The 21481-nt window shown below is 38.6% G+C and carries 17 protein-coding genes; 12 read left to right on the forward strand and 5 right to left on the reverse strand.

The features are described 5' to 3' along the window. Positions 1-1287, forward strand: coding sequence for a conjugal transfer protein MobB (gene mobB / locus QWY99_RS02755; RefSeq protein WP_290261099.1), 1287 nt, complete (start codon positions 1-3; stop codon positions 1285-1287). A gap of 64 nt (positions 1288-1351) precedes the next feature. Here the strand turns inward: mobB and QWY99_RS02760 are convergent, their stop codons facing one another. Further along, entirely contained in the window at positions 1352-2362 is a 1011-nt protein-coding gene (locus QWY99_RS02760; protein WP_290261101.1) for an NAD-dependent epimerase/dehydratase family protein, read from the reverse strand. A gap of 64 nt (positions 2363-2426) precedes the next feature. Further along, positions 2427-3002: a Crp/Fnr family transcriptional regulator gene (locus QWY99_RS02765; protein ID WP_290261103.1), complete on the reverse strand. Its 576-nt coding sequence runs from the start codon at positions 3000-3002 to the stop codon at positions 2427-2429. A gap of 159 nt (positions 3003-3161) precedes the next feature. Here QWY99_RS02765 and mobC point away from each other — a divergent pair, with 159 nt between their 5' ends. After that, positions 3162-5162: a conjugal transfer protein MobC gene (gene mobC, locus QWY99_RS02770; protein ID WP_290261105.1), complete on the forward strand. Its 2001-nt coding sequence runs from the start codon at positions 3162-3164 to the stop codon at positions 5160-5162. A 17-nt stretch (positions 5163-5179) separates the two neighbouring features. Here the strand turns inward: mobC and QWY99_RS02775 are convergent, their stop codons facing one another. Beyond that, a complete protein-coding gene (locus tag QWY99_RS02775) occupies positions 5180-6049 on the reverse strand; it encodes a helix-turn-helix domain-containing protein (RefSeq protein WP_290261107.1) in 870 nt (289 codons plus the stop codon). 160 nt (positions 6050-6209) lie between these two features. On the opposite strand from QWY99_RS02775, the gene QWY99_RS02780 reads away from it, so the two are divergent. The 9 genes from QWY99_RS02780 to QWY99_RS02820 all read left to right on the forward strand — a co-directional run bounded on the left by QWY99_RS02780 (position 6210) and on the right by QWY99_RS02820 (position 15136). Then, positions 6210-7235, forward strand: a complete 1026-nt coding sequence (locus QWY99_RS02780) for an efflux RND transporter periplasmic adaptor subunit (protein WP_290261109.1) — start codon at positions 6210-6212, stop codon at positions 7233-7235. Positions 7236-7253: 18 nt separating this feature from the next. Continuing rightward, positions 7254-10334: an efflux RND transporter permease subunit gene (locus QWY99_RS02785; RefSeq protein ID WP_290261111.1), complete on the forward strand. Its 3081-nt coding sequence runs from the start codon at positions 7254-7256 to the stop codon at positions 10332-10334. Continuing rightward, entirely contained in the window at positions 10334-11644 is a 1311-nt protein-coding gene (locus QWY99_RS02790) for a TolC family protein (RefSeq protein ID WP_290261114.1), read from the forward strand. The genes QWY99_RS02785 and QWY99_RS02790 overlap by 1 nt, the downstream gene beginning before the upstream one ends. Before the next feature lie 12 nt (positions 11645-11656). Beyond that, positions 11657-11902 (forward strand): transporter suffix domain-containing protein, encoded by a 246-nt coding sequence (locus QWY99_RS02795; protein WP_290261116.1) that lies wholly within the window; start codon positions 11657-11659, stop codon positions 11900-11902. A 53-nt stretch (positions 11903-11955) separates the two neighbouring features. Next, the gene (locus QWY99_RS02800) at positions 11956-12342 is read left to right on the forward strand and encodes a DUF2147 domain-containing protein (RefSeq protein ID WP_290261118.1); all 387 of its coding nucleotides are present in this window, start codon (positions 11956-11958) and stop codon (positions 12340-12342) included. Positions 12343-12392: 50 nt separating this feature from the next. Continuing rightward, positions 12393-13040: a hypothetical protein gene (locus QWY99_RS02805; protein WP_290261121.1), complete on the forward strand. Its 648-nt coding sequence runs from the start codon at positions 12393-12395 to the stop codon at positions 13038-13040. A 45-nt stretch (positions 13041-13085) separates the two neighbouring features. Then, positions 13086-13337 (forward strand): hypothetical protein, encoded by a 252-nt coding sequence (locus QWY99_RS02810; protein ID WP_290261124.1) that lies wholly within the window; start codon positions 13086-13088, stop codon positions 13335-13337. A gap of 92 nt (positions 13338-13429) precedes the next feature. Beyond that, a complete protein-coding gene (locus QWY99_RS02815; RefSeq protein ID WP_290261126.1) occupies positions 13430-14224 on the forward strand; it encodes a patatin-like phospholipase family protein in 795 nt (264 codons plus the stop codon). 72 nt (positions 14225-14296) lie between these two features. Next, positions 14297-15136, forward strand: a complete 840-nt coding sequence (locus QWY99_RS02820) for an RteC domain-containing protein (protein WP_290261128.1) — start codon at positions 14297-14299, stop codon at positions 15134-15136. Positions 15137-15143: 7 nt separating this feature from the next. On the opposite strand, the gene QWY99_RS02825 is transcribed toward QWY99_RS02820, so the two are convergent. After that, the gene (locus QWY99_RS02825; protein WP_290261130.1) at positions 15144-20525 is read right to left on the reverse strand and encodes a helicase-like domain-containing protein; all 5382 of its coding nucleotides are present in this window, start codon (positions 20523-20525) and stop codon (positions 15144-15146) included. Further along, positions 20512-20949: a DUF1896 domain-containing protein gene (locus QWY99_RS02830; RefSeq protein ID WP_290261134.1), complete on the reverse strand. Its 438-nt coding sequence runs from the start codon at positions 20947-20949 to the stop codon at positions 20512-20514. The genes QWY99_RS02825 and QWY99_RS02830 overlap by 14 nt, the downstream gene beginning before the upstream one ends. Before the next feature lie 202 nt (positions 20950-21151). Between QWY99_RS02830 and QWY99_RS02835 the strand changes: the two genes are divergently transcribed. Continuing rightward, positions 21152-21481 carry an ArsR/SmtB family transcription factor gene (locus QWY99_RS02835; RefSeq protein WP_290261136.1) on the forward strand — a complete coding sequence of 110 codons (330 nt, stop codon included), beginning with the start codon at positions 21152-21154 and terminating at the stop codon, positions 21479-21481.

Consider the following 21481-nt stretch of genomic DNA (forward strand, 5'->3'; position numbering starts at 1 on the left):
ATGATAGCGAAAATTGGCAGAAGCGGAAATTTATACGGTGCATTGGCATACAATCAGCTCAAAGTGGAGCATGAAAACGGACAGATTTTGTTTGCCAATAAGATGATTGAAACCGCCAATGGTCATTATTCCGTTGCACAATTAGCCCAATCTTTTGCTCCTTACCTGATAGCCAACCGCAATACAGAAAAGCATACGTTGCATATTTCGCTCAATCCCGACCCGAAAGACAAGGTAAGTGATGACAAGTTTAGGGAAATAGCAGAAGAATATATGCGGGAAATGGGCTACAGCGAACAGCCTTTTGTGGTATTTAAACATACAGATATTGACCGCAGCCATATCCATATCGTATCGGTTTGCGTGGACGAGGAGGGCAAAAAGATTTCGGACAAGTTCGAGAAAATGCGGTCTATGAATGTATGCCGTCAACTCGAAAGCAAACACGGATTGATACCAGCCACGGACAAGGAACATAAGCAAAATGACAAGGTATTCCGTCCGGTGGATTATCGGGCTGGCGACGTGAAAAGCCAAATCGCTTCGGTAGTCCGACACCTTCCGAATTATTATCAATACCAAACTTTGGGCGAATACAACGCTTTGCTTTCCCTTTTCAATGTAACTACTGAAAAAGTGGAAGGTGAATTGCAGGGAAAGTTGAGACAGGGGTTACTCTACATCCCATTAAATGAAAAGGGAGAAAGAGCCGGACATCCGTTTAAGGCTTCTTTATTCGGAAAGAACGCTGGGCTTCCAGCATTAGAACTGCATTTTGCGAAATGCAAAACGGCTATGAAAGACAATCCAACCCAAAAAACTTTACAATCAGCAGTTACCATTGCCCTGAAATCAACAAGTGATGAGCAGGCTTTTAAAAAGAAAATAGGCGAACAGGGCATTAACGTAGTGGTGCGGAGAAATGATACAGGACGGATTTACGGAATAACTTTTATAGACCACAACTCTAAAACTGTTTGGAACGGCTCACGTTTGGGCAAGGAACTTTCTGCAAATACCTTCAATGATTATTGGAACAATAACATTAAACCGGAGATTAAAGAAACTGTTGTACAACAACCAAAAAGATCCACATCAAATGATGCGGATCTTCTGCAGGAAGAACCACACCATTTGTTCGACTTCCTGAATACTGAAAAACACGAAGATGGTTTGATTGAAGCATTAGGCGGCTTATTGCCCGAAGTTCAGGGCGAAGATTATGAGGAACATAATTTTGCCAACAAAATGAAGAAGAAAAGTAAACGCAATAGAGGTCATAAATAAAATATCCTAATCAGATATTTAACGATTACGACGCCTAATTAAATCATTTACTATCAATATTCATTTAAAGCAAATTCTTATGTTTCATCAAATAATCCATTGCTTCCTTTACTGCTTGTTTGCCGTCTTTTGGATTAAATCCCAATTCATTTCTTGACTTGGAAATATCAAAATCCTGTTGCAAGCCAGAGAACATAGCAATTTCTTTTGTAGTCAGGACAGGTGGTTTTCCACTCAACTTTGCCGAAAATTCCATAAAACCAGCAATAGCATATAGCACGAATTTAGGAACGGAACCAGGCACCTTAAGTTTTAGCTCTGGATAAAACTTTTGTGCCAATTTAGTGGTATCGGTAATAGTCATACATTTTTCATTGGCAAGAATATATCGTTCTCCTGATCGCCCTTTTTGTGCAGCCAGATAACATCCTTCTGCTACATCTTTTACATCTACCCAATTCAAAGTAATTTTTGTATCCATAGGAATTTGCTTGTTTAGTATCAATCTCAAAACACCATATGAAACATTCAAAGGAAGAAAAGCTTCACTACCTATCATTGCTCCGGGCATCACGGATACCAGTTCAATTCCCAAATCTTTAGCCATTTGAAAAGCCAGCTTTTCACCATCATTTTTAGAATTGTAGTACATATCTCTTCGATCAGGGTTGTATCCGTTACTTTCCTTAATAGGCAGATTGGTATAATCTAGTGCAGCAATAGAACTCACATAAACAATCTTCTTAACGCCAGCCTCAACTGCGGCTTCAATCGTATAGCGAGTGCCCTGCATGTTCACATCATAAATCTCTTTCTTCGGGTCTTTTGCCCATAACTTGAATGCTGCACCTACCGCATAAAATGTATCTACACCTTGCAAGGCTCTAACAAAGGAAGCTTTGTCAGTAATATCAGCTTGAACCACTTCGCAATCCAATCCCTTAAAACATTCTTTGTTGTTGATATCCCGAACAGATGCCCGAACCTGAAATCCTTTTTTAATGAGTAACCTTACAAGATTATTTCCCAAATGCCCATTAGCACCCGATACCAATACTAATTTCTTACTTGTCATATACATTGATTTTAAATGATAGGGCAAAGTTCATCGTTGCTCATTCAAAACCACTTCACAAATGTTACCTAATAATCTGTTTACGGATACGGCTCAGGCTTTTAGGGTTCATTCCAAGAAAAGAAGCGATGTACTGCATCGGGACATTGTGAAGTACTTCGGGATAATTTTCAATTAATTTAAGATAGCGTCGTTCCGCAGTAAGTGTAGCCAGTTCTTTAGAGCGGTTTTCATTGTAAGATAAAGATTGCTGAAACACCAGAATACTAAAGTCCTTAAATGAAGAGCTTTGTTGTATAAGCAAATCAAGGTCGGTCTTTGTAATACGTAAAAGTTCACATTCGGTAACGCATTCAAGATTTTCGTCAGATTTCTTTTGATTGGAAAAATTAGTATAAGAAGTAATGAAGCCCGGCGGGCAATTGATGTGTGTTGTCACTTCATCGCCATTGTCGTTGTAGTGGAACAACCTCACAAACCCCGATACTACAAAATACAAATAGCCTGGAATTTTTCCTTCTTCTTCAAGAATACGGTTTTTAGGAAACAATACAGGTTCAAAATATCGAATACACAAATCTCTTTCAAAATCTGAAAGAGATACGCTCTGTGCGATAAGTTGAATAAGCTGATTGTGCATCTTGCAAAGATAAAAAAACATCCTACTACACAGTGAAAGCTATATCCATATTTTGTTATACTTAGACAAACACCACCACTGGAAGCCAAACACTGCCACATAATTATAGCCACTCTGCATAGCTCATAAATTCACGCCCGAACATTAAAACTTAAAATAATGCAGGGAGAAGACGATTTAAGAGGTTTAGCCAAGATTATGGCTTTTATGCGAGCAGTAAGTATCCTCATCGTATTGATGCACCTTTATTGGTTTTGTTACGGTTTCTTTATAGAACGTGGCTGGACGTTAGAAGTCATCAATAAAATATTAGGCAATTTTCAACGAACTGCCGGTCTGTTTTCACATACACTTTACACCAAAGTATTTGCAATAGTATTGTTAGCATTAAGTTGTCTGGGGACCAAAGGCGTGAAGAATGAAAAAATAACCTGGCCCAAAATTTATGTGGCTTTGGGAATTGGATTTGTGCTGTTCTTTCTGAACACATTCTTATTGAAGCTAACACCCATCATTGGTACATTCTTTTATATCCTCACGCTTGCTTTGGGATATATTGCTCTGATGATGGCTGGTGTATGGATCAGCCGTTTATTACGCACCAACTTGATGGATGATGTTTTCAATAATGAGAACGAAAGTTTCCAACAGGAAACCAAATTGATGGAGAACGAGTATTCTGTCAATCTACCTACAAAGTTTTATTACAAGAATAAATGGAATGACGGCTGGGTTAATATTGTCAATCCTTTTCGGGCAACGATAGTTTTAGGAACTCCCGGTTCCGGAAAATCCTATGCCGTTGTGAACAATTATATCAAGCAGCAGATTGAGAAAGGTTTTTCAATGTATATATACGATTTCAAGTTTGATGATCTTTCAACCATTGCCTACAATCATTTATTAAAGCATCGGGATAAATATAAAGTGCAACCGAAATTCTACGTCATCAACTTTGACGACCCACGCAAGAGCCACCGTTGCAATCCGCTCAATCCAGTTTTTATGACGGACATTTCAGATGCTTACGAAGCGGCTTATACCATAATGTTAAACCTCAACCGAAGCTGGATACAGAAACAAGGCGATTTCTTTGTGGAAAGCCCAATTATCTTGTTAGCAGCAATCATTTGGTATCTGAAAATCTATGATAATGGTAAATACTGCACATTTCCACACGCCATCGAATTGCTGAATAAAAAGTATTCAGACGTATTTACGATATTAACTTCCTATCCTGATTTAGAAAATTATTTGTCACCTTTTATGGATGCCTGGCAAGGTGGAGCACAGGATCAATTACAGGGTCAGATTGCATCTGCAAAAATTCCATTGTCAAGAATGATTAGCCCACAATTGTATTGGGTAATGACGGGCGATGATTTTTCATTAGACATCAACAACCCGAAAGAACCAAAGATTTTGTGTGTAGGTAATAATCCCGACCGCCAAAATATTTATTCGGCAGCATTGGGTTTGTACAATTCCAGAATTGTAAAGCTCATTAACAAAAAAGGGCAATTAAAAAGTTCCGTAATCATAGATGAGTTGCCCACCATTTACTTTAGGGGGCTGGACAATCTAATCGCAACGGCGAGAAGTAACAAGGTCGCAGTCTGTTTGGGCTTTCAGGATTATTCGCAATTGATACGAGATTATGGAGATAAGGAAGCAAAGGTTATACAAAATACCGTCGGTAATATTTTCAGTGGTCAAGTAGTGGGTGAAACAGCAAAAAGCCTTTCGGAGCGTTTCGGAAAAGTATTGCAGAAACGCCAGAGTTTATCAATCAACAGGAATGATACTTCAACTTCTATATCGACACAGTTAGATAGCCTTATTCCAGCTTCCAAAATATCAACACTTACGCAAGGGATGTTTGTAGGTTCTGTTTCCGACAACTTTGATGAACGTATCGAGCAAAAAATATTTCATGCTGAAATTGTGGTGGATAATGATAAAGTAACTACTGAAACCAAAGCCTATCAGAAGATACCCGAAGTTTTATCCTTTGTTGATGAACATGGAGAAGATAAAATGAAACAGGATATTGAGGCAAATTACAGACAGATAAAACTGGATATTGTTCATATTATCGAAAGTGAGCTGGAACGAATTAAAAATGATCCAGATTTACAGCATTTGATTACAGATTTGTAGATAAATTTCTTTTCCTATTAAGAATGTCGGTATTCATTAGGCGTCATACCGACCTGTTTTTTAAAGAACTTACCAAAAGAAGTTGCATCAGCATAATTAAAATATTCTGCCAATTCTTTAATCGTGATTTTTGAGGACTTGATAAGAGCCTTTGCTTCCGCAATAATATACTCAAATACCCATTCAGTGACCGTATTTCCGGTCTGCTGTTTTATAATAGTAGATAGGTACTTGGTCGATAACAACAACTTTTCTGCATAAAACAAAGTATCTTTTTCATTTCTGTAGTTTTTAAACAAAAGCTGATAGAACTCCCAGACCAATCGCTCCTTTTTTGTCAGGTTTTCTGTATCCAAAGATGTATGATTTTTTTCAATCAAAGCAAACTCATACATACCTGACAAAAGCGTATGTTGTATAATCTGCCTTCTGAACAAACTGTCCCTATGATTATATTTTTCAAGCAGATTATCATATATTTTAATCAAGACTTTATACTCTTCAATATCCGCTTTGAAATAGGAATTCTGGCGTGCATCAGGATAAAGGTATAAAGCATCGAATGCAGATACGAACTCGAGCGAGATTGACATATATTTCATCAAAAAATCACTACTTATTTCTTCTGGGTCGTATTGGATAATAGCTCCGGGTGAGAGTGCTATTACATCTCTTTCAGATAGAGGTATTGCTTTTAAGTTCACGTTGATACTACCTTTCCCTTTTGTACATATACCAACAAGTAAGGAATTAATCTTTACTGGATGTTCGAGGGTGATACCAATAATATCCTCACTTGTATCTGATATTGCGAAATCATTCTTAAGGTTATCATCCGCCAAATTCAAATGCGAAACCTCTAGCGTATAAATTGTTTTATGTTTCATTATCACATTATCTTTTAAGACAAATTAACCAAAAAAAATCAGTTTAACAGTCCATTATTCCAAAAATCGTACTATATGACTATATATTAGGAATGTATGACCTTTTTAATATATACCATACATCGCAACTTTGCAATGTTAAAATATTGAATTAATCGGTATGAAAATTAGAAACTACTTAGTAATCGCCTCTCTTATCCTTCTTTTCGTTACAGGCTGTAAGAACAAAGAAAAGGAAACCCAAAGTGAACAGCAGATTCCAGTAAAGGCAGTATTGATTGCCTTAAATGATATTGACGGACAAAGAAAATACATCGGTTCGGTCGAAGAATCTGCACTAACGCAACTTAGTTTCCAAGTTGCGGGAAATGTGAAGCAAATACTTGTTTCAGAAGGAAGCAAGGTCAACGCAGGTCAACTCATTGCAACTTTAGACAGAGCCCGGTATCAAAAGGCCTATGAGGTAGCAAAATCCCAGAAAAAGCAAGCTAAAGATGCTTATCAGAGACTTAAGATTATCTATGATAATAAGAGTTTGCCTGAGATCAAGATTATTGAGGCTCAATCGCTTCTTGAACAGGCAGAAGCTGCGGAGTCGCTTGCTCTAAAGGATGTAGAAGACTGTAACCTCTATGCTCCTTACAGTGGCGTAATCGGAACCAAGGGTATTGATTTAGGTACGAATGTAGCTGCCGGAATGCCAGTTTTCACCGTACTTAAGGTAGATAAAATACGGGTTAAGGTTTCCATTCCAGAGAATGATATAAAAGAATTGAAAATGGGAGATAATGCAAATATCTATGTAAAGACCCTAGATAAGAGTTATATCGGGAAAATTATTGAAAAGGGAGTCGTTGCCAATCCATATTCAAGAGCATACACGGTTAAGGTGGATATTTTAAATGGGAAAGACGAATTGCTTCCCGGAATGGATTGTAACATAACGTTTAAGTCCGATAACGTAACAGGCTACTCACTTCCAATTTCTGTAATTCAAATTTCAGCAAGGAATGAACGATATGTCTGGAAGGTTAACAAAGACAATACTGTGTTAAAACAATCAGTAAAAATAGGCGAGCTGACTTCTGATGGAGTTGTCGTATTAGAGGGCCTTAAAGAAGGAGACCGAATTGTTACCGAAGGTTTTCAGAAAATCTTTGAAGGATCTAAAGTTATCGTTAAATAAAAATTTGAACTATAAGAAATGGCAAATAATATTAAAGCGGTAGCATGGGCTATGCGTTACCATAAAGTCGTGTTTTTGGTAACAGCACTACTTCTAATCGCAGGAATTGGCGGGCTTCTTTATATGCCCAAACAAGAATATCCAACCGTAACTATTAATCAGGGGATTATTGCAGGAATATACCCCGGAGCAAATTCAGAACAGGTCGCAAAACAGCTTACAAAGCCTTTGGAAGAACATCTTTTCAAATATAAAGAAGTAAAAAGAAAGGCTACCTATTCACAATCCAAAGACGGCATTGTTTACGTGTATATTACGCTGAATGATAATGTAAAAAACAAGGATGAAGTCTGGGCAAAAATAAGACATGGATTAAACGAACTTAAGCAGGAACTGCCTCCAGAGGTATTGGCATTGATAGTAGATTCAGATTTTGGCGAAACTTCAGCTTTACTTTTTTCGGTCGAGTCTGAAAGCAAAACCTATCGACAGCTTGAGGGCTATATGGAACAAATAGAATCCAGACTAAGACAGGTACCCGAAGTTTCAAAATTGACAAAGTCTGGCCAGCAAAAAGAAAGGATTGCCATCTATCTTGATAAGGGAAAAATGGCTAAGAATGGCATTCAGGCTCAGCAAATCGGAGAAGTACTCTATACACAGGGACTGAAAGGATATGCAGGCGATATAGATAATGGAGATATGTCCATTCCAATCTATCTTAACACCGCAAATCAGACCGAGCAGAACATTGCTAACCAGATTATAAGGGGTGATGGACAGACGGACATTCTTCGCTTAAAGGATATAGCCAATGTTATCAGAGAATATCCTGCACCTGACGATTTTATTAAGAATAACGGGAAAAAGTGCCTATTGATGTCTGTGGAGATGCAGACCGGAAATGATATTACACGTTTCGGCAAGGAATTAAACTCAATTCTTTTAGAGGAGGGAGCCAAACTTCCTGCCGATGTTAAAATCAGTACCATTGTCGATCAATCAAAGGTTGTACAAAAATCTGTGGACGAGTTTCTGGTAGAGATGCTTATCGCCATAATTTCGGTTGTACTTGTTACTGTATTTTTTATGCCGGTACGTGTTGCTGCAGTAGCAGCTACCTCTATTCCCATCACTATTTTTATTTCATTGGGGATTATGTATGCAGCAGGTTTTGAATTAAACGTTGTTACGTTTGCCGCACTTATTGTTGTGCTAGGTTTGATTGTAGATGACTGTATCGTTATTGTCGACAGTTATATAGAGCATCTCGACGAAGGAATGTCCCGTTGGCACGCATCAATTGCAGGTGCGGGAGAGTATTTCAAATCCTTAGTTTCTGCAACGCTCATTATTAGTGTTACATTTTTTCCCTTTCTCATCACACTGAAGGGACCGAATAGAGATTTTATGTTCTCCTACCCCTGGACGTTGACAATCACGCTCTTTGTTTCTCTTGCGGTAGCCCTGTTTATTATTCCTTTTATGCAGTATATCCTGATAAAGAAGGGGCTGCATAAAGATAAGAAAGACACTAAGAAAAGTTTTCTTGATAGAATTCAGTTGGGCTATGATAAGATACTTCCCGTATTCTTTAAACGTCCGGTGCTAACTATGTCAATATTATTCGCATCTGTGGTATTAGCTATGTTGATGCTGGGCAATGCAAAAATGAGAATGATGCCAATTGCAGAACGAGATCTGTTCGCAGTCGAAATTTATCTTCCACAGGGGAATTCATTGGTTCAAACCGAAAAAGTGGCTGACAGTCTGGAAAAAATCTTAAAAAAGGATGATCGCGTTTTGTCGATTACTTCATTTATCGGAGCAAGCTCGCCACGTTTCCATTCAGGTTATTCACCGAATATGCCTTCGAAAAATTATGCCCAATTTATCGTAAACACCAAATCAAATAAAGCTACAGAAGAACTACTGAATGAGTATGCCGACAAATATGCCTTTCATTTTCCAAGAGCTTATGTATTCTTCAAGCAGCTCGATAATGAAGTGGTACGCTATCCTATAGAAGTACGATTGACAGGTGCTGATGAAGCCACATTAAAGTCGATGTCTAAGGAGCTAATCCGTGATTTATCTAAAATGGATGAATTCCTTTGGGTGCATAACGATGTAGAAAACCCATCGTCGTCGGTACAGATAAATATAGACCAACAGCTTGCTAACCGTCAAGGAATTTCCAACAATTCTGTCGCTCAAGAACTTGGGGTTATTAATAAAGGAATTGATATCACAAATGTTTGGGAGAATGACTACAAGATGAATGTCACCTTAAGAGGCGAAATAGACAGTTTACAGGAACTTAATCGTGTGGGTAATATTTACGTACCAAACATGGCTGGGGTATCCGTTCCGCTAAATCAAGTGTCTGAAGTTTCACCTGCATGGAGAGATGGACAAATCAATACCCGCAATGGCATTTATACCATCTCTGTACTTGCAGATCTAAAAAGAAATGTAAATCCGAATGATATATTTCCTAATGTAAGTAATCAGGTTGATTCTCTTCTTAAGAAGGAGGAGTATAAGAATGTTGAGGTTAAATATGGTGGTGTTTCAGAATCAAATGAAGAGTCGATACCACAAACGCTTCTTGCTCTTTTAATAGCCGTATTCATTATCTATTTTGTACTTGTTTTCCACTACAAGAAGATCAGTCTGGCGAACTTGACGCTGGCATCCACCGTTCTTTGCTTTTTCGGTGCAGCATTTGGAATATGGGTAACTGGATTTGAATTCGGAATGACCTCTGTTCTAGGATTTGTATGTCTTATCGGTATTGTAATGAGAAATGGAATTATCCTTTTTGACTATGCTGATAAGCTTAGGAAAACCGAAAAAATGACAGTAAAAGAAGCTGCATTAGAAGCTGGAAGAAGAAGAATGCGGCCGATTGTACTTACTTCAGTAGCCGCATCGGTTGGCGTAATTACAATGTTGGTCGTTGGGAGTCCGCTTTGGGGGCCAATGGCAGCTATCATCTGCTTCGGCGCACTGTTCTCCATGGTCTTTATATTAACAATCCTGCCTGTCTCTTATTGGCTCGTATACAGAAAACAGGATACTAAAATCATAAAATAATGAAATCTGTTCACTATATATTTTTTGCTCTTTTCTTTTTGGTTACAAGTGTTGCATCAGCACAGACAACCTATACGTTAGAGCAATGCAAAGAACTCACGTTAAAGAATAATAATGCTTTAAAAGCTGACCGTTTGTCTATAGAAGAAGCATCACTAACGACAAAAGAGGCTTTTACAAACTATTTTCCAAAAGTTAGTGCATTTGGATTAGGATATCACCTAAAGGAAGGGATGATCGGTAAAGAATCCGCAGAAATGATAAACATGCTTGGTTCAAGTTTTCCCGGAATGCCCAATGTAAGGGACAGGAGAAATGGATATATGCTGGGTATATCTTTAGAACAACCAGTCTTTACTGGAGGGCAAATTTACTACGGAAATAAATTAGCAGAGTTGGGGGAAGAAACCAGTAAATATCAAGTTCAGGAAGCTGAAAAAAATATACTGGTCAATGTAGAACAATACTACTGGACCCTAGTAGCTTTATATGAGAAACGCAAGACTATTCAAGTAATGAAAAATCTAGCTGACAATCTATTCAGTGACGTGAAAGTTGCTGTAGATGCAGGTGTGACAAATAGGAATGATCTACTACAGGTACAGTTGAAACAAAATGAGATAAAGACAAGTAGTGTGGAGCTAGAAAACAGCATCAGCTTATTAAAAATTCAGCTTGCACAATTAATGAACGTAGATGGTGGTCAATTCGAAATTGAAACCAAGGATCAAGAGTATATTTCCAATCCCGTTACTCTGCTTGTGGATCATAACCAGGCCGTAACAAATACGAATATGCACAAGCTCCTAAGTAAAAACATTGAAGCGAAACAACTGGAAAAGAAAATAGAACGTGGCAAATTGCTTCCATACTTTGGTGTTGGAGCTGGCTATTACCAATACAATGATATTTTCAAAAATACAAATCCGTCCACTATGGTTCATGCAACTTTATCACTTCCCATTTCAGACTGGTGGGGAGGTTCTTACAATCTCCGTAAAAAGCAAACTCAGATAGACAGGGCAGAATACGAGAAAACAGATACTGATCAAAAGCTTTTTGTCATGTTCCAGAGTTATTGGAACAAATTAAATGAAAATTACAACAAGATATTATTGGCTAAACAGGCCATAGAGACAGCCGAGGAAAATGTGAGGATAAACAAAGATCAATACCAGAATGGCCTGAGCATCTTAAGCGATCTTATTGATGCCCAGTCGCTATTACAACAGAGTAGAGATCAGCACACGGAAGCATATACAGGATTTCTAGTTGCCAGGTATCTATATCTGAGAGAAACTGGAAGATAAAATTATAAAACAATGAATAAAAGCAATTTTAAAAAGACACTTGGTTTTATATTTTTTGGCATTACGATTATATGCTGGGTTGGTGCACCTATACTGCCGTTTACTGATATTCCCAATAAGGCAATTGTGACAACAACGGTGGTTATTGTCGGAGAGGTATTTTTTGTATCTGCTATTGCACTTCTTGGAAAAGAATATTGGGGTAAAATAAAGCAGTGGTTCAAAAACTTATTCAGTAAGGAAACCAAAGAAAACTAAAAACTTATAGAGATTAAAACATTTTAAATGGTTTACTAATCAATAAAAAAAACATGCAACAGAGCGTAAATTTTAGCGTAATATTTTTGACAGCATTTCTATTTTTTATCTGCTCAGCTTACGGACAGACCAATGAAGACAAATTTACAGGGAAGTGGCTTTCAAAGGATAAAATGATAGTTGAAGTCTACAAGGCGGGAAAAGGTTTTAATATAAAGCAACTAGAATCTCCTAAACCTAAAGAAAAGAAAAATAATGGAAAAGTTGTTGCTAAGAACATCCTTGAAACATCAAAAGGCGAATATAAGGGTACTTCAATTGATCTGACTGATGACAAGGAATATCAAAGTATCTGGATTATCAGTGATGAGGGAAAGAGCTTAACTTTCAAACTTAAATGGGGTTTTATTTGGCATAGCGAAAGTTGGACAAAATTCTAGACTTAATAAAATTTATATGATTGTACAGGATAATTTAAATGATTTAGGAAATGATTTTGTATAACAATAGGCGTTGTATATTAATTGCTTTTTTGTTTTTTTTTAGCAACCATGCATTTTCTCAAGACACTTTAAGTAATAGCTATAGAGATAAAATAGAGGTCACTACTTCATTTGGAGTAAGTATCCCACGTTCAGATTTTATGAAGCATAGTAACATTGGTATAAGAACCATGACTGGTTTTCAATATCGGTATAACAAGAGTATATTCTTCAGAGCAGTATATGAGATATCACTCTACAGTTTTACAAATACTAGGTCGGTTGATGGGTTTTCCATTGTAAACAAAGGTAATCGATCTTCAATTGGAGCATTCACAGATGCTGGGCTAAATAAAAGTATGGGAGACAGATTTGAAATTGGAGGGTTTGCGGGGTTTGGTGTTTTGTGGCTGACAAGCTCCTTTACCGAGGTTCAAGGAAGTATTGCCAGTATTAATACGCAGTCGAAAACAAAAGCTTATGAAACTTATCGATTGGGTGGTTTTGTATCATATCGTGTTAATAGGAAATTTGTTACTTATGTCGAATTGCAACATTTCAACGCTCTACGACGATCTCATGTATTTGGAAGTAAGCTTGGTGGTACCAATATAGCCTTAGGTTTTCGTACGAATTTGAGAAATCAAAAAAGATGATAGAACGCCAGTATTAGCTCTGCGTAACAAAAAAAATAAAAGATTATGGATAAAGTAAATTCACAAAAAATAAAGATTAACTGTTCGGTAGAGCAGGTTGTAGATATTTTTTTTCAGCTACATAACGAACTCTATTTCGAGGGTAAGCCGTTAATTGGCGGCAATCCGGAAGATTTGGCGAGAATAATTACGAACTCTTTTCTAGATAATGAAGGCAAGGCATTAGATCCCTCTTGGATTAAGAAAATGTTAGTTCCACCCACACCTAGTAGGGAGTATAAGATATTTATAATGTAACTCCTCAAGTTAGTATATGTCAGACAAATTATGAGCTAGCGACTCAATAATGTCGAATAATTATAATCTAAAGTAGGAAAGGCAATTGAATAATGATAGTAAATAATAAAATCGGGATTACGCTTTCAGGAGGTGGGTTTAGAGGAATAGCTCACCTCGGTGTTCTCCAATATATGGAAGAGTTAGGAATCTCATTTGATGCTATTTCAGGTGCAAGTGCAGGTGCACTTATTGGGGCATTTATTGCTGAAGGCTACACTCCTGTTGAGATTTTCAAATTTGCAAAAACAGAAAACTTTTTCAACTACTCTGATTTATTTCAAGGTAATGGAGGATTATTCAGTCCAGATATATTTGAAAGGATTATTACTAAATATATTCCTCATGACAGTTTTGAGCAGCTCAAAGTCCCATTATATGTTTCCGTAACTGATCTTAGCAATGCTCGGTCTTTAGTGTTCAATCAGGGTTCACTAAGTTTTGCAATTAAATCTTCATGTTGTTTTCCGATGGTTTTTATTCCAGTCAATTATAATAATGATACAATATTATGTGACGGGGGTATACTCAATAATTTTCCTGTTGAGCATATAAATGCAACGTGTGGAAAGAGTGTCGGTGTGGATGTAAATTCTATTGAGCTTACTAAGGGGGAATTGGGATATGGTGAAATTATGAATCGGATTATCCGAATAATAACTTCAAAAATAGATAAAGATGGAGCAAATTACTGTGACGTTTTTATACAGCCTGGAGAACTTCGAAAGTTTTCTACTTTCGACACCAAACATATGGATGAAATATATCAAATAGGATATGAATATGCCAAAAAATTTCAAGATGATTTACTGTCTTTAATGGAGGGTAATAACAGATCAATGCCATGATTTAGTGAACCATTATTTCTTGGCAGAAGTTAAATCTAGTTTCATAACTCATAAATGGCAACAATATAATAGATGAAAAAATACTGTTATGACAAATTACAGCAGCTAAATGATCACCTAAATGATTTATCATGCGATAAAACAATGTTACTCGCAGAAGACGCAATTGAAATTGCCCAAAAAAAACTGAATGAGGTAAAGGAGTTTATCATAGACCGAGGTTTTAAGGATATGAATGAGGAAATCTGTTTTTTTAAGAAGATAAAACCGCAGTTTGTTGCCAAGTTAATTTATTACAATGGTATTTATAAAATCGAAGCTAAAATACCTTATGGCGGAGAAAAAGCAACGAGAAAATACTTAAAAAATGAGATTACCAAATTAAAGCGATATTTTGATAATAATCTGGAATTTTACAGATATTATAAAACAAATAGCACTTATCTAGATGATAAATATTTTTTGCGAGGGAAATATGACATCAAACTTAGCTTAGATACTTACTATTTTGAGACAGACCATAGCTTTTGTACTAGCCATGACTATAAAGTTGCAAAAATTTTAGCAAATGATCTTATTCAACTATATATTGAAGATAGGATTTTTAGACTTTCGAACATATTAACTACAAAAAATCCACAAGAATCTCTGAATTGGACAGGAAGTAAGGCAGCGCTGGTTGAGCTTATTTATGCTTTGCAGGCGCAAGGAGTATTAGATCATGGGCATGCTGATATTAAACAGATATCAAGAGCATTTTCAAGGATGTTAAATATAGATCTTGGAGATTTTTATCACACTTATCTAGAGCTACGAAACAGAAAAATCAATAAAACTAAGTTTTTAGACTCTCTTCGAGATGGGTTAAGCAAAAAAATGGATGAACAAGATGATAGATCAGAAAATATATGATATTTGGTTAAAATGTATTTTTAATAGTTCTGTTTTTTGTTATTGAAGCATTTAATTCTGGAGGTTTAATTTCATTTTGATTATCTGCTTGTGTCTTCGACTGGGGAGCGATAGATAATTGTATCTTTCTTTCCACGGCAGCCAATTCCGTTTTGAGTTCGCTCAATCGGCTTTCCTTAGACCAAGTACTGCCCACTACTTCTTGAAGAATAGGCAGGTCTTTTTGAATTTCCGCAATCTTCTTTTGTTCCTGGTCAATATAGCCGGGCAGTTTTTCCAATGCCCTCAAAAAGTTCAATGATGCGGTTTCGGGTTCTTTCGCCATTAAACCGTTGTTGTAGGTATATTTGATATTGCCCTCTCCCTGTACCAAAAAGCGGTTTACCCGAATATCCACGCCCTCTTTTTCGGACATTTCGGTTTTAACCAATAAGGTAAATCCGTACAGGCTTCCTATTTCTTCATATTGACCTCCGGTGCGGGCTTTGTCCGCAAGCTGGTTGAGTTTTGCACCGACTTGTTTTATATCCGCATTAGGCTGCAAGCCGTCCAACTGAACAGGGTTTGCAATAGTGCCATCAGAACGCTTTTGTATGCGTTGCTGTAAATTTTTCCAATCGAGGTTCATTCTATTTAAGCGTGATTGCGTACTATCCAGCAATTCCGTAAAGTCTTGCAATTTGTATTTGGCACTGAATTTAGAACGGTTGAATGCCTGTTTTTCGCTTTCCAATCCAGCAATTTGTTTTTCTAATTTCGCTTTATCCAACAAATCAGTATTTCCCGAAAGGATAGCCACGTATTCTGAAAAGTTCATTCCTGATTTTTCATCCATACTGCCCTCGTCAATGGTTCGTTTGCCGAGATTGTTGTTTTTTAATTGGTCAATGAATAGCTGTTTATTGTACAACAGATTGAACTTATAACTATCTAATGATTTTTCTACGGCATAGATAATCACATCTACCTTGTTGTCGGCAAAGAATTTAGCAATCTCATTGCCCTTACGAACAGCTCTGCCATCCCTTTGGGCAAGGTCGCTCGGTCGCCACGGTGTATCTAAATGATGAATGGCAACGGCTCTTTTCTGTGCATTGACACCTGTACCCAGCATACTTGTAGAACCGAATAGCACACGGATTTTACCCTCATTCATTCCTTTAATCAATTCCTTACGTTGCTTATCATTCTTGGCTTCTTGTATAAAACGGATTTCGTTTGCAGGTATGCCGTGGTCTTCCAAGAGCTTGCGTTTAATTTCGGAGTACACGTTCCATTCGATGGGCTTGTAGGTTCCCAAATCAGAGAAAACAAACTGTGTTCCTTTCTGTGCGTTGTATTGGTTGTAATACTTGGCAATGTTTGCTGCACAATGCGAAGCCTTGTTGTCGGGGTGGTCTTCGTACATACCACTTACCATACGCATATCGAGCGACATCTTACGGGCGTAATCCGTAGCAATAAGCATCTTTGCTTTTTCTTCTGTTGGAGATAAGGGCGGTCTTCCGAGTAAAGTTGCATCACCGGACTTCGCAAACGCCATTAGTTTTTGGATAAATTCAGCTTGGTCTGGCGTAGGCGGTATGTTATACAGTACCTCGTTCTTATTTGGACGGTCAATGCCTATATCCTTTGCCGTTCGGTAGTCCGTGATTTCGGAATAGAATTGGGCAAGCTCCGGCACTTTGATAAAGTATCGGAAACGCTCTTTTGCCACGATATTGTTAGCGACCGAAAACTCATAATCGGTCGTTTTCCTCGCATAGATAGCTGCCCACGCATCAAAAGAATGAATACCCTGTTTTTCCATTGCTTTTGGTCGCAGGTATTTGAAAAGGAGGTACAATTCCGTTAATGAGTTGCTGATGGTTGTACCTGAAAGAAAGGTTGCTCCCATATCCGCATTGGTGCGTTCCTGAATGGTGCGGATAGCAAAGAGCAGGTTCATTGCCTTTAGGCTCCCATCCACATTACCCAATCCGGCAACCCGTGTATGCCTTGTGTTGAACATCAGGTTTTTGAATTGATGACTTTCGTCCACGAACAAATGGTCTATACCCATCATCTTAAAATCCACCACATCATCTTTGCGGTTTTCAATATCGTGTTGCAAGGTTTTGAGCTTTACTTCGAGGTTTTCTTTCCGCTTAATTACTCCTGCAAGCATCCCTCTGGTCACTTCCTTGCCTTGCGATTGCAGGGCATCGAGGTTGCGTTCCACGCTGTCCAATTCTATTTCGAGGATTTCCTTTTGTATTTCGGGAGATTGCGGGATCATCCCGAATTGGTCGTGTGTGAGTATCACACAATCCCACTCATTATTTTTAATATCCCCGAAAATCCGCAGGCGTTTTTGAGGCGTAAAATCTTCTTTGCCCGGAAACAAAATTTTTGCGTGTGGGTAAGCGGTGCGGTAGGCTTCGGCAATTTCGTGTACATTGCTTTTCAGCCCGATAATCATCGGTTTGTGGGCTAATCCCAAACGCTTCATTTCCTGTGCTGCCGTACACATTACCAACGTTTTTCCAGCACCTACTTCGTGGTCGCAGATAGCACCGTTGTTCAGCTTTATCATCCAAACGGTGTCCTTTTGGCTTGAATACAAATCCTCAATGCCCAATGCTTTACGGTCTAATCCCGGAAAGTCCTGATGTGTTCCGTCATAGTTCGGGCGGACGAAGCAATTAAACGTATCGTTGTATTGGTCGGTCAGCCTGTTTTTAAACTCATCGTTTTGGGCGTGAAGCCAATCGGTAAAGGCAGTACGGATTTCGTCAATCTTGGTGTTCGCCATTTGTATGGCTTCCATATCCCGCACCTTGACCTCTTGGTCGCCAACCATCACTTTTTTGGTAATGTCGGGCGTTGTATTTACCAATGCGTGTTTGAGCAGGGCAATACCGTCAAACGTCCTGCTTTCGGCTTTGACGGCATATTTCTCCCATATATTCATATTGCCCTGATGACACTTTACGGAAAAGTCGTCAGAGCTTTCGGAGTAGTGAATAAGAACATCTGCATCGAACAGGTGCGAAGCGAAACGGGCATAAATGCCTGTGGGTATCCAGCGTTCTCCGAGGTTGAAGTCCAGCTCCTCAAATTCAATACGTCTTGGTCGGGCTTCCTCCAATACCGTAAGGCTTGCTTTAGCTTCCGTATCTTGGGGATTGTTTTCAATGTAGGTTCGTACCTCTTGGGCTTTCTCTACTACGTTCCCTGCAATCCAGCGTTCGGATATTTCATATTCCTTTTGCAGAGGATTGTAGTAAATACGACTGTGCAAGGCTTCTTTCAAGGCATCGTCAGGCATTCCGCTGATTTCGGACATATAGTCCAAATCCACGCTTCCGTATTTATTAAGGGATGCCGCTAATGCTTCTTCGGGATTGTCCGTTGCTATGGTTACGGTAGAAAAACTTACAGGACGGCTGAATATATCCGCTTTGTGTACCACACCGCCAACGACACGCTCCAAAAAAGGGATTTCTTTACCGGAACTATCCGTTTTAATGAGCTTGACATTATCGTCACTGTTGAGGTTTCCGTACCTTTTTACAAAGGCATCGTATAAGCGGTTAAGGTTTTCCCTTTCTTCTTTGTGTTCGGTCTGAAAATTTGCCTCCTTATTGTAAAGCTCTTGGTATATATCCCGTACCGCTATGTACGCTTCGGCTCTTGCTTTCTGTGCGGTTGGTAATTGCAATGGGTGAAATATAGCCTTGCCATCTGAAGTATCTACATCTTGCAAATGACCGACCCAACCTTTATCAACCACGAGGCAATCGCTTCGATGGAACGATTGCAGTTTGCCCTCATACGGAGCAGGTTCGGGAATGGCTGGATTATCAGCTTGGCCATTCCCATTAATATTTGAAAACAGGTCGCCGATGGCTTCCTGTTTTTTGCCTTTCCGTGGCGTACTTTCATTAGCGGCCCTATTGGTAACAGGAGGCGTATAAGGTTGCTGCATCGTACTAAACAGGTCGGTCTGGCGACCTATTGCATCTCTTCTTTTTTTAGTGGTTTGCCTTTTAGTTTGTGTTGCTCTTTTGGGCGGAGCAATTAGCATTACAGGTTCGTCCACATTTTCAAACAGGTCGAAAATGCTTAACTGCTTTTCCTGTGGGCTTTCCTGAATTATGGTCGGTGTAGTAAACCGTTGTCGTTCCGACTGAATAATTGTAGGTTCAACTACTGGAGGTGTAACCGGAATTTGTGTGATGGGTTCATCATTCCGTTCGCCTTTGTATAAACCTAAATTCAGGTACTTTCCAAAATCTTCGGAAAGCATTTGTTTGAGGTCTTTGGCAATTCCGGCAACGCCGTCTTTGTGTGTATAAATTAAGGCAGGCTGTCCGTAAGGGTCGGTATCTAATTTACGGTCAGTATGCACAATCCTTGTGCTGTCCTGAAACAAGGCATTGCCAGGCGTAGTGTATTCGGTTGGGTTGCTTTGGCAAAACAGATCTTCCCTTTCGGTCAGATTTTGTTTTGCCGTATTCTTTTGCAGGATAATCAGGTCGCTTCCGACTTCCGTACCTGCATATTCTGTAAACAGGTTGTTGGGTAATCGAACAACTGAAACCAAATTATTATCCTGCATTAACGCCCTGCGTATCGGTTCATTCTTTGGGCTATTCAGAATGCCTTGTGAAGTGATGTAGGCCAACAAACCGCCCTCACGGAGCATATCGGCTCCTTTCAAAAAGAAATAGTTATGAATGCTTCGGGCAGCCTGTACTTTTGCACTATCCTTGCTTCGGGAATAGGATAAATCAAAGACGGAAGTATCGCTAAACGGGATGTTACTTGCAATTACATCATACGTGTTTTGTTCCTTTTCGGGAATTTCCTCAAAGCCGCTTACACGTATCTTGCTTTCGGTAAAAAGCTGTTTTAAAATCTTTCCTGTCAGCAAATCCTTTTCATAGGCAGTAACATTTGCCCGTTGGTTTTCTGAAAGGGATTGTATGAACGAACCAATACCTGCGGAGGGTTCGAGAAATTTCTGAATGTTCAGACCGCTTTCACGCAAGGTTTCGGAAATTGCATCTATAACCTGTGGAGGCGTATAAAAAGCCGTCAGTACCGAACTTTTCATACTGTCCACATACCTGCGGTATTCCTTTTCGTCAGCAGAATTTTCCTTTAACAGTTGGTGGAGTTCCTGCGTAATCGGAAATAAATCGTGTTCAGTCTTTCGCCAATGGTTGATGTCTATTTCATTTGCTATGGGGTTCAACACGAATTTAAGACCGCCAAATCCGCTGTATTGCATCATTAGCAGTCTTTCACCTACGGTGGCTTGTCGTTTCTCCTTTTCCAGTTTAAAAGCAATTCGCAGGGCATCAATGTTCTGTTGGAGATGTTGGCGTTTACTGAAGCCCATTTTCGGTTATCCATATTGCGATGGTTCCGGTTATTTCGGTATAGAGCAGGTCGTACTCTGTGTTATAAGCGAAATCATCGGTTAGTTGGTAGCCGGAGAAAACAGGCTCACAAACCGAGAGCATTTTCAGGGCGAACAGTCGCAGTTCCTCATCTGCCATTATGGTATCAAACTCATTGCATACCACCTGAAAAACGGTGTCGAATTTAGAGAAGTGCAAGCCCTCAAACAGAATGTAGTTGGCTATTTCGTTGCATTGTTCAACTGCATTTCCCGAACTAAAAGCGCCCTCGTAGGCATTTGCCGCCCACGAAGAACGTTGCTCGATAAATTTTTTGTCATTCGCCTTTTCGGGAAAGCTCGTGTTTAATAATTCTTGCAGTCGTAATCTGAAATACGATAGGTCTTTTTGCTGTGTATCCATACTATAATTTTGTTTAGAATTTTACTTGAAGCCTAAAATTATAGCAGTAGATAAGAGCCTTTACAGAAGTGGCAGGCTTTGGCTTTGAGAGGCGGGATTTGACTGAATACGAATTATTACGAAGAGATTAATGGTTTTTTTTGTCAACCTATTTTTGTATCTGAATTTATTATCGTAATATTGCGATGTATTAATATTAAATATGGGACTTACCAAATCGGAAATATTCACAGACGAACAAAACAGATTAGCATCACTGTTTAAGGTCTTGGCACACCCTGCGAGGGTTGCTATACTTCAATATATCATCAATCAGAAAGCCTGTATATGTAATGATTTGGTCGAGGAATTGGGTTTGGCACAGGCAACCATTTCACAACACTTAAAAGAGCTGAAAAATATAGGTATCATTAAGGGAACTATTGAGGGAAAATCCGTTTGCTATTGTATTGATGAAAATGTCTGGAAAAAAATCCAAGCAGATTTTAATGTTTTTTTCAATCAGGAAGTAAAAGTAAACAATTGCTGTTAG

The sequence above is a fragment of the Flavobacterium branchiarum genome (assembly GCF_030409845.1).
GTDB lineage: Bacteria > Bacteroidota > Bacteroidia > Flavobacteriales > Flavobacteriaceae > Flavobacterium > Flavobacterium branchiarum.

Excerpts from the sequence above, each read along its gene's own strand:
- QWY99_RS02795 (WP_290261116.1), top strand. The coding sequence starts at position 11,657 with ATGAATAAAAGCAATTTTAAAAAGACACTTGGTTTTATATTTTTTGGC.
- QWY99_RS02785 (WP_290261111.1), top strand. The coding sequence starts at position 7,254 with ATGGCAAATAATATTAAAGCGGTAGCATGGGCTATGCGTTACCATAAA.
- mobB (WP_290261099.1), top strand. The coding sequence starts at position 1 with ATGATAGCGAAAATTGGCAGAAGCGGAAATTTATACGGTGCATTGGCA.
- QWY99_RS02780 (WP_290261109.1), top strand. The coding sequence starts at position 6,210 with ATGAAAATTAGAAACTACTTAGTAATCGCCTCTCTTATCCTTCTTTTC.
- mobC (WP_290261105.1), top strand. The coding sequence starts at position 3,162 with ATGCAGGGAGAAGACGATTTAAGAGGTTTAGCCAAGATTATGGCTTTT.
- QWY99_RS02800 (WP_290261118.1), top strand. The coding sequence starts at position 11,956 with ATGCAACAGAGCGTAAATTTTAGCGTAATATTTTTGACAGCATTTCTA.
- QWY99_RS02760 (WP_290261101.1), bottom strand. The coding sequence starts at position 2,362 with ATGACAAGTAAGAAATTAGTATTGGTATCGGGTGCTAATGGGCATTTG.
- QWY99_RS02790 (WP_290261114.1), top strand. The coding sequence starts at position 10,334 with ATGAAATCTGTTCACTATATATTTTTTGCTCTTTTCTTTTTGGTTACA.
- QWY99_RS02825 (WP_290261130.1), bottom strand. The coding sequence starts at position 20,525 with ATGGGCTTCAGTAAACGCCAACATCTCCAACAGAACATTGATGCCCTG.
- QWY99_RS02835 (WP_290261136.1), top strand. The coding sequence starts at position 21,152 with ATGGGACTTACCAAATCGGAAATATTCACAGACGAACAAAACAGATTA.
- QWY99_RS02775 (WP_290261107.1), bottom strand. The coding sequence starts at position 6,049 with ATGAAACATAAAACAATTTATACGCTAGAGGTTTCGCATTTGAATTTG.
- QWY99_RS02830 (WP_290261134.1), bottom strand. The coding sequence starts at position 20,949 with ATGGATACACAGCAAAAAGACCTATCGTATTTCAGATTACGACTGCAA.
- QWY99_RS02765 (WP_290261103.1), bottom strand. The coding sequence starts at position 3,002 with ATGCACAATCAGCTTATTCAACTTATCGCACAGAGCGTATCTCTTTCA.
- QWY99_RS02805 (WP_290261121.1), top strand. The coding sequence starts at position 12,393 with ATGATTTTGTATAACAATAGGCGTTGTATATTAATTGCTTTTTTGTTT.
- QWY99_RS02810 (WP_290261124.1), top strand. The coding sequence starts at position 13,086 with ATGGATAAAGTAAATTCACAAAAAATAAAGATTAACTGTTCGGTAGAG.
- QWY99_RS02815 (WP_290261126.1), top strand. The coding sequence starts at position 13,430 with ATGATAGTAAATAATAAAATCGGGATTACGCTTTCAGGAGGTGGGTTT.
- QWY99_RS02820 (WP_290261128.1), top strand. The coding sequence starts at position 14,297 with ATGAAAAAATACTGTTATGACAAATTACAGCAGCTAAATGATCACCTA.